12 protein-coding genes and 1 pseudogene are annotated in these 11,949 nt (G+C 73.8%); 10 read left to right on the top strand and 3 right to left on the bottom strand.

Features of this window, described 5'->3' with window-relative positions; genetic code table 11:
- Window positions 1-6: 6 nt before the first annotated feature.
- Together ABT369_RS55745 and ABT369_RS55740 are read left to right on the top strand one after the other, a co-directional pair.
- On the top strand, window positions 7-870 hold the full coding sequence (locus ABT369_RS55745; RefSeq protein ID WP_350626524.1) for a glycoside hydrolase family 88 protein: 864 nt from the start codon (window positions 7-9) through the stop codon (window positions 868-870).
- 65 nt (window positions 871-935) lie between these two features.
- Window positions 936-3,161 carry an Hsp70 family protein gene (locus tag ABT369_RS55740; protein WP_350626522.1) on the top strand — a complete coding sequence of 742 codons (2,226 nt, stop codon included), beginning with the start codon at window positions 936-938 and terminating at the stop codon, window positions 3,159-3,161.
- Here ABT369_RS55740 and ABT369_RS55735 read toward each other — a convergent pair.
- The gene (locus ABT369_RS55735; RefSeq protein WP_350626564.1) at window positions 3,154-3,618 is read right to left on the bottom strand and encodes a MarR family transcriptional regulator; all 465 of its coding nucleotides are present in this window, start codon (window positions 3,616-3,618) and stop codon (window positions 3,154-3,156) included. The two genes, ABT369_RS55740 and ABT369_RS55735, sit on opposite strands and share 8 nt — an antisense overlap.
- Before the next feature lie 27 nt (window positions 3,619-3,645).
- Here ABT369_RS55735 and ABT369_RS55730 point away from each other — a divergent pair.
- The 4 genes and pseudogenes from ABT369_RS55730 to ABT369_RS55715 form a co-directional block, all read left to right on the top strand.
- Window positions 3,646-3,765: pseudogene (locus ABT369_RS55730) on the top strand (hypothetical protein); the annotation flags it as partial.
- Window positions 3,766-4,109: 344 nt separating this feature from the next.
- Window positions 4,110-4,493, top strand: coding sequence for a Rossmann-fold NAD(P)-binding domain-containing protein (locus ABT369_RS55725; protein WP_350626520.1), 384 nt, complete (start codon window positions 4,110-4,112; stop codon window positions 4,491-4,493).
- A 62-nt stretch (window positions 4,494-4,555) separates the two neighbouring features.
- Window positions 4,556-4,822: a hypothetical protein gene (locus ABT369_RS55720; RefSeq protein ID WP_350626518.1), complete on the top strand. Its 267-nt coding sequence runs from the start codon at window positions 4,556-4,558 to the stop codon at window positions 4,820-4,822.
- Between the two features lie 30 nt (window positions 4,823-4,852).
- Window positions 4,853-5,314 carry a TspO/MBR family protein gene (locus tag ABT369_RS55715; protein WP_350626516.1) on the top strand — a complete coding sequence of 154 codons (462 nt, stop codon included), beginning with the start codon at window positions 4,853-4,855 and terminating at the stop codon, window positions 5,312-5,314.
- A gap of 26 nt (window positions 5,315-5,340) precedes the next feature.
- Here ABT369_RS55715 and ABT369_RS55710 read toward each other — a convergent pair whose 3' ends face one another.
- Together ABT369_RS55710 and ABT369_RS55705 are read right to left on the bottom strand one after the other, a co-directional pair.
- Window positions 5,341-5,577: a hypothetical protein gene (locus ABT369_RS55710; RefSeq protein WP_350626514.1), complete on the bottom strand. Its 237-nt coding sequence runs from the start codon at window positions 5,575-5,577 to the stop codon at window positions 5,341-5,343.
- Between the two features lie 101 nt (window positions 5,578-5,678).
- Window positions 5,679-7,466, bottom strand: coding sequence for an ABC transporter ATP-binding protein (locus ABT369_RS55705; RefSeq protein WP_350626512.1), 1,788 nt, complete (start codon window positions 7,464-7,466; stop codon window positions 5,679-5,681).
- A gap of 78 nt (window positions 7,467-7,544) precedes the next feature.
- On the opposite strand from ABT369_RS55705, the gene ABT369_RS55700 reads away from it, so the two are divergent.
- The 4 genes from ABT369_RS55700 to ABT369_RS55685 all read left to right on the top strand — a co-directional run bounded on the left by ABT369_RS55700 (window position 7,545) and on the right by ABT369_RS55685 (window position 11,859).
- Window positions 7,545-7,964, top strand: coding sequence for a MarR family winged helix-turn-helix transcriptional regulator (locus tag ABT369_RS55700; RefSeq protein ID WP_350626562.1), 420 nt, complete (start codon window positions 7,545-7,547; stop codon window positions 7,962-7,964).
- Window positions 7,961-9,226: a right-handed parallel beta-helix repeat-containing protein gene (locus tag ABT369_RS55695; protein WP_502891960.1), complete on the top strand. Its 1,266-nt coding sequence runs from the start codon at window positions 7,961-7,963 to the stop codon at window positions 9,224-9,226. The genes ABT369_RS55700 and ABT369_RS55695 overlap by 4 nt, the downstream gene beginning before the upstream one ends.
- 246 nt (window positions 9,227-9,472) lie before the next feature.
- A complete protein-coding gene (locus ABT369_RS55690; RefSeq protein ID WP_350626510.1) occupies window positions 9,473-10,246 on the top strand; it encodes a S1 family peptidase in 774 nt (257 codons plus the stop codon).
- Window positions 10,247-10,272: 26 nt separating this feature from the next.
- The gene (locus tag ABT369_RS55685; protein ID WP_350626508.1) at window positions 10,273-11,859 is read left to right on the top strand and encodes a methyl-accepting chemotaxis protein; all 1,587 of its coding nucleotides are present in this window, start codon (window positions 10,273-10,275) and stop codon (window positions 11,857-11,859) included.
- Window positions 11,860-11,949 lie beyond the last annotated feature (90 nt).

The raw sequence follows: 11,949 nt of genomic DNA, 5'->3' as shown, positions 1-11,949 counted from the left end.
GCCAGGGTGAATCCGGTCCTGCTCACGCTGCTGGCGATGCAGCGGCAGAACTGGGAGCAGGGCGTGGCCATCCACGCCCTGCTCGACCTGGGCCTGACCGACCTGGCCCGGCGGCTGGCCCGCGACGCGGTCGTGCACCAGAGCCCGGACGGCCGGCTGGGCACCATCGGCGGCGAGCGCGGATCGGTGAACTCGGCCGCCATCTATCAGGGTGTCGTACTGCTCGATGCCGCCGAACCCGCCCGCCGTCAACTGGACTGGATCGTCGAACGGGCGCCGCGCGCCGCGGACGGCACCCTCTACCACCTGCTGGACGCGCCCGAGGTCTGGGCCGACTCCGTCTACATGGTGGTGCCGATGCTCGCCCTCGCCGGCCGCCCCGACCTGGCCGTGCGGCAGGCCGAGGGCCACCGCGCCCGGCTGTGCCGCGACGGCCTCTACCTCGCCGCCGACAACCGCCCGAAGTGCTGGGGCACCGGCAGCGGCTGGGTCGCCGCCGGGCTCGCTCGGGCCATCCGGCACGACCCGGCCCTCGCCGCGCCCCTCGCCGGGCACGCGCGCGAGGTGATCGACACCTGCCTGCGGTGGCGCCGGGGCGACGGGCTCTTCGGGGACGTGCTCGACGATCCGGGCTCGTTCCGGGAGGCGAACCTCGCGCAGATGCTGGCGTACGCGGCGTACACCGGCGTCGCCGACGGCTGGCTCCCGGGCTCCTACACGGCCGTCGCCGACTCCCTGCGCGCCGCCGTGGCGCCCTTCGTGGTCGACGGGCTCGTCACCTCGGTCTGCGGCGCGCCCACGTTCGACCGCCCGGGCACCTCGGCCGAGGCCCAGGCGTTCCACCTGATGGCGGAGGCGGCCGCGGGCTGAGATCGGCCAGAGCCCGGGGATTGACCAGAGTTCATGGATTTGGCCAGGGCTCGTACAGTGTGCGGGTGGCATACCGGCTCGGCATCGACCTGGGCACGTCGACGACCGTTGCCGTGCTGGCGTTCCCGGGCGCGTCGCGGCCCCTGCTGTTCGACGCCTCGCCGCTGCTGTCCTCCGCGGTCTTCGCCGGCTCCGGGCCCGGGCTGCTGACCGGGCAGGACGCCGAGCGGGCCGCGATCGCCCAGCCCGCGGGGCTGGAGGCCAACCCGAAGCGCCGCATCGACGACGGCACCGTCTGGCTGGGGGAGCGGGAGTTCCCCGTCGCCGAGGTCCTCGCCGCGATCCTGGACCGGGTCGGCACCGAGGCGCGGCGGGTCGCGGGCGGCCCGATCGGCGAGACGGTGCTGACCCACCCGGCGGCCTGGGGCCGGACCCGCCTGAGCCTGCTCGCCGAGGCTGCCCGCCGGGCCGGGCTGGGCGAGGTCGGGCTGGTCCCCGAGCCCGTGGCCGCCGCGGCGCACTTCGGCACCGTCCACGACCTGCGGCCCGCCCATACCGTCGTGGTGTACGACCTGGGCGCCGGCACCTTCGACGTGAGCGTCGTGCGCCGTGCGGCCACCGGCGGGGGCTTCGAGGTCCTCGCCGCCGACGGGCTGGCCGACGTGGGCGGGCTCGACCTCGACGCGGCCGTGGTCCAGCACGCCCGCACGCTCACGCCCGGCGCCGCCGAGGCCTGGGGGCGCCTCGACTGGCCGCAGAGCCAGGCCGACCAGCAGGCCCGGCGGGCCTTGTGGACCGGGGCGCGCGCGGCCAAGGAGCAGCTCACCCGGCACGCGACCGCCGACCTGCACCTGCCCCTGGTGGACAAGGACCTGCACCTGACGCGCGAGGAGTTCGAGGCGTCGGCGCGGCCGTACCTCGACCGGACCGTCGCGCTGACCGTGCGCGTCCTGCGCGAGTCGGGCGCCGTGCCGGAGCGCATCGCCGGCGTCTTCCTCGTCGGCGGCTCGTCCCGCATCCCGCTGGCCGCGACGCTCCTGCACCGGGCGCTGCGGATCGCGCCGACGATCGTGGACCAGCCCGAGCTCGCCGTCGCGGAGGGCAGCCTGCTGGCCCCGGCCGCGCGCTGGGAGACCGCCCTGCCGACCGAGGACCTGACGCCGGTGCTCGCCGCGCCGGAGCCCGTGTCGGTCGCGCCGGTGGCTGTTGCCGAGCCGGTGACCCCTCCGAAACCCGAGCCGAAGCCTGAGCCGAAGCCCGAGCCGAAGCCTGAGCCGAAGCCTGAGCCCGCCGCGCGGAAGCGGGGCTGGGGGCGGCACACCGGGATCGTGGTCGTGATCCTCGTCGTGGTCGCGGGGGTGCTCGGCGTGCGCGCCTGGCTGCACCGCGGGCCGGTCGTGGCCGAGCTGCGCGGTGCCGTCGGCGCCGTGCGGGCCGTCGCGTTCAGCCCCGACGGCCGGCTCCTCGCGGCCGTCGGCGACGACAAGACCCTGCGCCTGTGGGACGTCGGCGACGAGAAGGCGACCACGCTGACCACGAACGCCGCGACCCGGTCGGTCGCGTTCAGCCCCGACGGCAAGCTGCTGGCCGCGGGCGGCGACGACGGTCGCGTGCACCTCTGGAACGTCGCCTCGCGCAAGGAGAGCGGCGAGGGCATTGTCCTGAACCGCCCGTTCCAGATCACCGCGCTCGGCTTCGACCGCACCGGCGCGCTGCTGGTGGTGGGCGGTGACACCGGCTTCGGCCTCGTGTACGACGTCGCCTCCGGCCGCCAGCGCGCCGAGCTCGGCGCGTTCAACCCCGGCGCGGTCACGGCGGCCGCGTTCAACCCGAGCGGGGAGGACGCGACCGACGTCGCGCTCGCCGGGGCGGCCCCGGCGCCGGCCGTCTACAGCAGCGCCGACGGCGCCCGCCAGCCGGTCGACGCCACCGTCACGCACGGCGACACCATCCGGGCGCTGGCGTACAGCCCTGGGGGCTACCCGCTGGCCACCGCCGGGGCCGACGGCGACGTGCTGCTGTGGCCCGGCCAGGCGGGCGTGGTGGCGGCGCGGCTGGCCGGCGACCGGACGCCGGTGAACGCCGTCGCCTTCGACCGGGACGGGTCCGTGCTGGCGGCGGCCGGGGACGACCGGCGGGTACACCTGTGGAATCCCACCACGTATGCGCACCTGCGCTCCTACGACCAGGCGGGCAGCCCGATCGACGCGCTCGCCTTCAGCCCGAAGGACGCCACCCGCCTGGCCACGGGCTCCCGCGACGGCGTGGTGCGCGTCTGGGACGTCAGCTGAGCTCGTCCGCGGCGGTCCGGCCGGCCTCGGTGACCCGGTCCAGGAACGAGGCCAGCAGGGCGAGCTCGGCCTCGTCGTAGCCGGCGCACAGCTCGTCCATCCGGCCGTTCATGCCGGCGAAGAGCGCGTAGATCTCGGCGTTGCGCTCGCGCAGCGCCCGGATCACCACGGCGCGGCGGTCCTCCGGGTCGCGGTCGCGGGCCACCCAGCCGCCGCGCTCGAGCCGGTCGAGCACCCCGGTCATCGTCGCCGGGTGCAGCCCGGCGTGGCGGGCCAGGGCACTCGGGCTCAGCGGACCGTGGCGGTGGATCACGTCGAGGCAGTCGAAGTCGGCGTCCTTGAGCTCCAGCCGGGCCCCCACCCGGTGGTTGAGCAGTGAGAGCTCGGTGCTGAGCGCGCGCAGCGACTCCTTGATCGCGTTGGTCGCCCGCCGCCGCGAAGGTGTTACGGAACTCATATGATCTGACTTCCCGTTCCATATATTATGAAACTCGTAAAGTATTGGTCCCGGAGTCACCATACTCGCAGAGGAGCCGTCATGATCCTGGTCACGGGCGCCACCGGCCTTGTCGGACGCCATCTCGTCGCCGCGCTGCAGGCCGGAGGGCACGCCGTGCGGGCCGTCAGCCGCGCCACGGGCGGCACGGCCGAGGAAGCCCTGCGCGCGGGCGGCGTGCACGCGCTGTTCCTGCACCCGCGGGCGGTGGGGGAGCGGGCGGGTGAGCTCGCCGCCCTGGCCCGGGAGTGCGGGGTGCGGCGGGTCGTCGCACTCTCCGCGATGAACGTCGACGAGCCGCCCGAGCACCAGCCGTCCCGCCTCGCCGGCGACCGCAACCGGGAGGCCGAGCGGGCCGCGGGAGCGGGCTGCCATGGGCCGCCCTGCGCGCGAGCTCGTTCGCCGCGAACACGGTCCGCGCCTTCGGGCCGCAGCTGCGGGCCGGGGACGTCGTGCGGTACGCCTTCCGCGCCTTCGAGGAGTCGCTCGTCGACGAGCGGGACCTCGCCGAGGTCGCGGCACGGGCGTTGCTGGGGGCCGGTGACGGCGTGCTCGAGCTCACCGGGCCGCAGTCGCTCAGCCACGGCGAACAGGTCGCGATCCTCGGCGCCGTGCTCGGCCGGCCGCTGCGGTTCGAGGAGGTCCCGGCGGAGGCGGCCGCGCGGGCGATGGCCGCGGGCGGGCTGCCCGGCCCGTTCGCCGAGGCGCTCATGGCCCGCTACCGGCGCCACCTCGACCGGCCGCAGCACCCACCGACCGATGGCGTGGCCGCGGTGCTCGGCCGCCCCGCGCGCACGTTCGCCGAGTACGCCGCCGACCACCGCGCCGCCTACTGACGCGGCCGCTCGGACCGGCGGGCGGCCTCGTCGCGCTCCGCGGGGTGTGCTTGGCTGGCGCGGTGACGGAACTGCTGCTGGTGGCGCTGGTCGACCTGGTGTCGGAGGACTCGGCGCGCTACGAGGACGAGGTCCTGGCCCTGCTGCCCCGCCACGGCGGGACCCTCGAGCGCCGGCTCACCACCGGCCGCGAGGAGGTGCAGGTCATCCGGTTCGCCTCGCGCGAGGGCCTGACGGCGTTCACCGAGGACGCGGATCGGCAGGCGCTGCGGGAGCGGTACGGTGCCGCCGTCCCCGCCACCCGCGTGCTCGAGGTGACGCCGAGGTGAGTTGACCGCGGCGGTGGGTACCAGCAGGGCATGCACGTTCCCACATGGCTCAGGACGACCGCCGCGGTCACGGCCGCGGCCGGGATCGGGTCGCTGGTGACGCGGCCGGGGGACCCGTGGTACCGGCGGCTCGAGAAGCCCTCGTGGCAGCCGCCCCGGCAGGCGTTCCCGCTGGTGTGGACGCCGCTGTACGGGCTGATCGCCTTCGCCGGGGCGCGGGCGCTCGACGCCCGCCGAGGGCCGGGGCGGCGCTCGTTCGCCGCCGCCTACGGGGCCAACCTGGCGCTCAACGCGGCGTGGACGGCGATCTTCTTCGGGGCCCGCCGGCCCCGCGCCGCGCTGGCCGAGATCGCGCTGCTCAACGCGTCGAACCTCGACCTGCTGCGGCGGGCCTGGCAGGCGGACCGGACGGCCGGGGCCGCCCTGGTCCCCTACGTGGCCTGGACCGGCTTCGCGACCGCCCTGAACGCGGCGATCGCGCGCCGGAACTGACGCTCAGCGGGGCAGAGCGCTCAGGCTCAGCGGTTGCGCTGCTTCCACGTCGCCAGGCCGGCCTCGAGGCGGCGCTGGTTACGGGAGCCGCCGAGGCCGCGCTTGGCCTTGGCGTACAGCCACAGCCCGCCCCCCACCACCAGGACGCCGACGATGAGGTAACCGAGCACGCTGAGCAGGGCGTGGAACACCCACACGGCGATCGCGCCGACCACGAACAGGCCCACGACGACCGCGACGGCACCAATCAGGAAACGACCCATGCCACCAAGCATGCCCCGGCCGCGCCACCCCCGTCATCAGGGAGTTCCCGGACTCCGGCGATCGGGGCACGGCGATCGGGCTACACGGTGCGGCCCGCCGCTCAGGCCGCCAGCGTCGCGTACGCCCCGTCCGCGGCCAGCAGCCCCGCGTGCGTGCCCCGCTCGACGATGCGCCCGTGGTCGACGACCGCGATCTGGTCGGCGTCGCGGACCGTCGAGAGCCGGTGCGCGATCGTGATCGTGGTGCGGCCGCGGGCCAGGTCGTCGAAGGCCCGCTGGACGGCGCGCTCGGTCTCGTTGTCCAGCGCGCTCGTGGCCTCGTCGAGGACCAGGACGCGCGGGTCGCGCAGCAGGGTGCGGGCGATCGCGATGCGCTGCTGCTCGCCGCCGGAGAAGCGGTACCCGCGCGAGCCCACGACCGTGTCGTAGCCCTCGGGCAGGGCGGCGATGAGCTCGTGGATCTGCGCCGCGCGCGCGGCGGCCTCGATGTCGGCGTCGGACGCGTCCGGCCGGGCGTAGCGGAGGTTCTCGCGGACGGTCGTGTGCAGCAGGTAGGTCTCCTGGCTCACCACGCCGACGATGCCGGCGAGGTCGGTCAGGCTCAGGTCGCGCAGGTCCACGCCGTCGATGGTGATGCGGCCGGCGCCGGGGTCGTGCAGGCGAGCGATGAGCGCGGCGATCGTGCTCTTGCCCGAGCCCGTCTCGCCGACGAGGGCCAGTGAGGTGCCGGCCGGCACGTCGAGGCTGACGCCCGCCACCGCGGCCGAGTCGCTGCCGGGGTAGGTGAAGGTGACGTCCTCGAAGCGCAGGTGGCCGCGGACCTCGGGCAGGCGCTTCGGGTGCTCAGGCTCGGCCACCTCGACGGGCAGGTCGAGGTATTCGAAGATCCGCGCGAACAGCGCCAGCGAGCTGGTGAGCTGGACACCGACCCCGAGCAGGGCCATGAGCGGGCGGAACAGGCCGGCCTGCAGCGAGGTGAACGCCACCAGGGTGCCGATGCTCAGCGTCCCGGCCGTCATCGGCAGCCCGGCGCTGAGGTAGATGACCGCGGGGATGGCCGCGAAGATGATGCTCATCGAGGCCATCCGCCAGCGGCCGGCCAGCTCGGAGCGCAGCTCCAGGTCGATCAGGCGCTCGGAGGACTCGGTGAAGCGGCGCACGACCGCGCCGCCCGCGCCCATCGTCTTGGACAGGCGCACGCCGCTGACGGACAGGCCCTCCTCGATGGTCACGTTGAGGTCGGCCAGCTCGCGCTGGCGCTGGGCGGTGATCTCGCGGCGCATGCTCGCGACCCGGCGGGTCAGGTAGATCGCGGGCGGCAGCACGACGAGGGAGACGAGCGACAGCCGCCAGGACAGCGCCGCCATGGCGACGGCGGTGGCGACCGTGGTGGTCAGGTTCGAGGCGATCGAGGTGGCGGTGTTGGTGACGACCGCCTCCATCCCGCCGATGTCGTTGGTGATGCGGGACTGCACCTCGCCGGTGCGGGTGCGGGTGAAGAAGCCGACGGACTGCCGCTGCAGGTGCGTGAACACGTCGACGCGCAGGCGGTGCATGACCAGCTGGCCGACCTTGGTCGACTGCCAGGTCTGGATCACGCCGAGCGCGGAGGTCACGGCGGCGACGGCGACCATGCCGAGCACCAGCCAGACCAGCAGGCGGACGTCCCGGGCCGGCAGTGCGCGGTCGATGACCTCGCGCAGCAGGAACGGCGAGGCCATCGAGAGGATGGACGAGGCCACGATGATGAGCACGACGGCGGCCAGACGGCCGCGGTGCCGGGTGAACAGCCGGCCGATGCGGGCCAGCGAAACCTGCTTGGCCTGCGCCTTCTCGGCGGCGGAGAGCTTGCGGGACCCGCGCGGGCGGGTGGGGGGATTGGGCTCCAAGGGGAGCTCCCTTCTGTCGGATATGCTGAGGGTACCTCACTATGAGGGAACAACAAAAACCGCTGGTATCGTGTTCCCGTGGAGGACGAGAACCTCTCGGAGCTGTTCTGGAGCGTCGCGCGGCGGCTGCGGCACCAGTCGCACGAGTCGCTGCAACCGTTCGGGATCACGCCCGGCCAGGGGCGCGCGTTCCTCGTGCTCGCCAAGCACGGCACCATGCGGCTCAGCGAGCTGGCCGACCACCTGCGCATCGCCCCGCGCTCGACCACCGAGGTCGTCGACGGGCTGCAGGAGCGCGGGATGGTGCAGCGGCTCCCCGACCCCGCCGACCGCCGGGCCACCCTGGTGCGCCTGACGCCGGCGGGCGAGGACGCCGCCGGGCGGATCAAGGCGGAGCGGGGAGCGCAGGGAGAGCGCTTCTTCGCGGCGCTGCCGCAGCGGGATCGGGCCGAGCTCGCGCGCATACTCGCGGCCCTGCGGGTATCCGACTCCCCGTGATCAACGCGCTCGACCACGGCCTCGCCGGCGACGGTGTCACCAACGACCAGCCGGCGCTGCAGAAGCTGGTCGACTCCAGCCCGCCGGGCGAGGTCATCTACTGCCCGGCGGCGACGTACGCGATCCGGGACGCCGGCACCGTCTGGCGCACCGGCGTGTCACTCGTCGGCGACGGGCCGTCGGCCACGCGGTTCCTGCTGTCCAACCCGGGCGCGCCGAGCACCCCGATGCCGCTGGCGTTCTGGACCGCCCTGCAGCACGGCGCCGCCCCGGAGCGCCCGATCGCCGACGTGACCTTCGCCGGCTTCGAGATCGACGGCTCGCAGGTGCGCCTGCCCACCTACGATGTGCTCGCCAAAGGCCTGGGGCTGCAGTACGTCCTGAGAGGCTCCTTCCGCGACCTCTACATCCACGACACCCCGGCGACCGGGTTCGGCTGCGACTTCCTGCAGGACTGCACCGTGGAGCGCGTCGTCGCCGTGCACTGCGGCCGGCTCGACACGGGCTGGGAGAAGGGCGGCGCGGGGATCGGGATCGGCGTGGGCGGCTGGGGCACCGTCGAGCGGCTGACCGTCACCGAGTGCGTGACCCGGCGCAACGGCACCAACGGGATCTTCGTCGAACTGCAGGACGCGGCCTGGACGCCGCCGCGCGGGATCCGGATCGTGGGGTGCCACGCGGAGGACAACAAGTACGGGATCTCGGACTGGGGCGCCGACGGCCTGCTCGTCTCCGGCTGCACCATGATCGGCAACCACACCGCGGGCTTCGACGTGTCCGGCCAGGGCACCACGCACGTGGCCGGGCGCTACGGCGTGGTGACCGGCTGCCTGGTCGACTCGAACGCGGGTGACGGGGTGAGCATCGGCAACACTCCCGGCGGCTACACGGTCACGGCGTCACGGATCAGCCGCAACGGGGGCAACGGCTACCGCCAGCACAACCTCCCCGGCGCCATCTCGGTCCCGGCGAGCGACATGGTGCTGGACGGCAACGACATCTGGGACAACGCGGGCGACGGCATCCGGCTCGACGGCGAGCTGATCGACCCGTTCCTCGTGGGCAACCGCATCCGGGGCAACGGCACCGCGGGGCACCCGGCCGCGGGCATCCGCGTGAACGCCCGGGTCCGCTCGGCGACGATCCGCAACCAGCGCATCTGGGACCGCGGCACGCCGCCGACCCAGCTGGCCTCGCTGCGCGTCACGCCGGACGGCGAGCTGGCGGACCCGGTCTACACCGACATGCCCGCCGCGCTGTAGGGCCGGTCGGCGACCGTCACGGGCCGGTCGGCGACTCGTCACCGGCCGGCGTGCCGACATGGAGACCGTCCTGCGCCCCGGGGCGGGGTACCGCCGTGTCCAGTGGATCGAGCGGGCCGTCGGGCCGGCGCGGGAGTGGCTCGGGCCCGAGCGGTTCGTGCACGCGCAAGGGGCACAAAAGCCGTGGCGGGGATCGTGCGCGTGCAAGGTGCATAAAAAGCCGTAAATGTGGAGACGAGCTTGGACATGACGTCACGGTTCACTCGCCTGGTCGCCTTCACCGCAGTGGTGGCGGCGGCCGGGATGAGCCTCGCCACACCCGCCAACGCCGTCGCGAACGGAAACCCGGTGCCGCAAGGGCGGTACCGGTTCGCGGTGAAGCTGACCATGACCGACATCCCCAAGCCCGACGGGACCCACTACGACAGCGCCTGCTCGGCGGCCCTTCTGTCGCCGTGGTGGATCATCACCGCCGGGCACTGTTTCCACGATCCGCAGCGCAACCCCGTCTCCGGGCCGGTGCCCTACGAGACCACCGCGACGATCGGGCGCGCGGACCTGTCGCGCCGCGGCGGCCACGTGGTGCACGTGGTCTCCGTGTGGCAAGGCCCGAGCGGCGACATCGCGATGGCCAAGCTCGCGAAGCCGGTGTACGACATCGTGCCGCTGCGGGTGGCCGAGAAGGCCCCCGCGATCGGCGACGTGCTGCGCATCACCGGGTGGGGCAAGCTCGTGTCCACGGACACGGCCCCGGCCGGGCACCTGCAGACCGGGCAGGTCAAGGTGTCCGCGGTCGCCCCGGGCACGATCGGGGTGAAGGGCTACCGCCCGGCGCCCGACACGAGCGCGTGCGAGTACGACTCGGGCGCGCCCTACATCGCGGAGACCGGCCGCAACGCCAGGTTCCCGGTGCTCGTCTCGGTGGAGAGCACCGGCCCCGCCTGCCCGCACGACCAGGAGGAGGCCACCACCCGGGTGGACCCCCTCCACGACTGGATTCGCGGAACACTGCTCACGTAGCCGGGCCGGCGGCCGATTGGTCGGACATGGTCCGCAATCTGCCGATCGCCGCGAAGCTCGCCTCGACCGTCGCGGTCGTGTGCGTCCTGCTCGTGGGGGTCGGGGTCCTGGGCATCGTGCAGCTCGCCGGTGCCCAGGATCGGCTGCACCTCATGTATACCGACAACCTTCAGGACGTGGCGGACCTCGACGACGTGGGGCTGTCCTTCAAGACCGTCCAGGCCGAGGTCGCCAACATGGCGCTGTCTGCGACGCCGGTCGACATGGCGACCGCCCTGCGCAACATCCAGCAGGCGAACGCGGACCTGGACGCGGCGTGGGCCAAGTTCATCGCGCTGCCGGCCGCCGGCGGGCTGAGCGACCGGCAGGCCTTCGAGCAGTCCCTCGCCGACTTCCGCACGGTGCTGCAGCAGGAGCTGCTGCCCTTGGCCCAGTCCGCGAACACCGACGAGGCGAAGATCACCGAGATCCGCAAGACGAAGGCCGACCCGCTGACCGCCGCCGCCCAGGCCGCGCTCGACCGGCTCAACGCGGCCGTCGACGTCAAGTCGCAGAACACGCTGAGCGCGTCGCAGAGCTCGTACGAGCGCTCCCGCCTGCTCATCATCGGCATGATCGTCGCGGCCGTCGTGCTCGCGGCCGTCCTCGTGTCGATCGTCAGCCGCATGATCTCCCGCCCGCTGCGCGAGACGGTCCGCGTGCTCGAAGCCGTCGCCGAGGGCGACCTCGGGGGCCGGCTGCGGGTCGCCGGCCGCGACGAGGTGGGCCGGATGGGCGACGCGCTGAACCGGGGCCTCGAGCGCCTCGGCGGCTCCCTGCGCGAGGTCGACGGGAACGTGGTCCGGGTCTCCACCGCGGCCGCCCAGCTCACCAGCGCGGCCGGGGCCATGAACGCCAGCGCGGCCCGCTCGTCGGAGGAGGTGCACCTGGCCTCGGAGGCCACCGACGGCATCACGCAGGACATCGGTACCGTCGCCACCGGCTCCGAGGAGATCGGCGTCTCGATCCAGGAGATCGCCCGCAGCACCTCCGACGCCGCGGCCACCGCGGACCGGGCCGTGCACGAGGCGGCGGAGGCGGCGACGGTACTGGGCAGTCTCGGTCAGTCCTCCCGCGAGATCGAGACCGTCGTCAAGCTCATCACCTCCATCGCCGAGCAGACGAACCTGCTGGCGCTGAACGCCACGATCGAGGCCGCCCGCGCCGGGGACGCCGGCAAGGGCTTCGCCGTCGTCGCGACCGAGGTGAAGGACCTGGCCCAGGAGACGGCCCGCGCGACCGAGGACATCGCCCAGCGCGTCGGGGCCATCCAGCGCGACTCGTCCGCGGCGGTGTACGCCATCGAGTCGATCAGCGAGGTGATCACGACCATCCGCGACGCCCAGGCGAGCATCGCGGCGGCGGTCGAGGAGCAGTCGGCCACGACGGCCGAGATGAGCCGCACGGTGAGCCAGGTCGCGGGCCGGGCCAACCAGATCAGCACGAACGTCAACGGCGTGGCGGCCGCGGCCGACGAGACCACGGGCATCGCGAGGAGCACGGCCACCACGGCCGAGGAGCTCGACCACATCGCCGGCGACCTGCGCCGGACCGTGGCCGTGTTCAGGTACTAGTGTGCTGCGCCGGAAATTCGCCTACAAAATCGGGCGAGTGATTCGAGGATCTCTTCGGCGGTCTTGGTCCAGATGAACGGGCGTGGGTTG

The sequence above is a fragment of the Dactylosporangium sp. NPDC000244 genome, from assembly GCF_040300725.1.
Classification (GTDB): Bacteria; Actinomycetota; Actinomycetes; order Mycobacteriales; family Micromonosporaceae; genus Dactylosporangium.
This window is presented reverse-complemented; position numbering and strand designations above follow the sequence as displayed.

Excerpts from the sequence above, each read along its gene's own strand:
- ABT369_RS55710 (WP_350626514.1), bottom strand. The coding sequence starts at position 5,577 with ATGGGTCGTTTCCTGATTGGTGCCGTCGCGGTCGTCGTGGGCCTGTTC.
- ABT369_RS55715 (WP_350626516.1), top strand. The coding sequence starts at position 4,853 with ATGCACGTTCCCACATGGCTCAGGACGACCGCCGCGGTCACGGCCGCG.
- ABT369_RS55690 (WP_350626510.1), top strand. The coding sequence starts at position 9,473 with ATGACGTCACGGTTCACTCGCCTGGTCGCCTTCACCGCAGTGGTGGCG.
- ABT369_RS55685 (WP_350626508.1), top strand. The coding sequence starts at position 10,273 with ATGGTCCGCAATCTGCCGATCGCCGCGAAGCTCGCCTCGACCGTCGCG.
- ABT369_RS55735 (WP_350626564.1), bottom strand. The coding sequence starts at position 3,618 with ATGAGTTCCGTAACACCTTCGCGGCGGCGGGCGACCAACGCGATCAAG.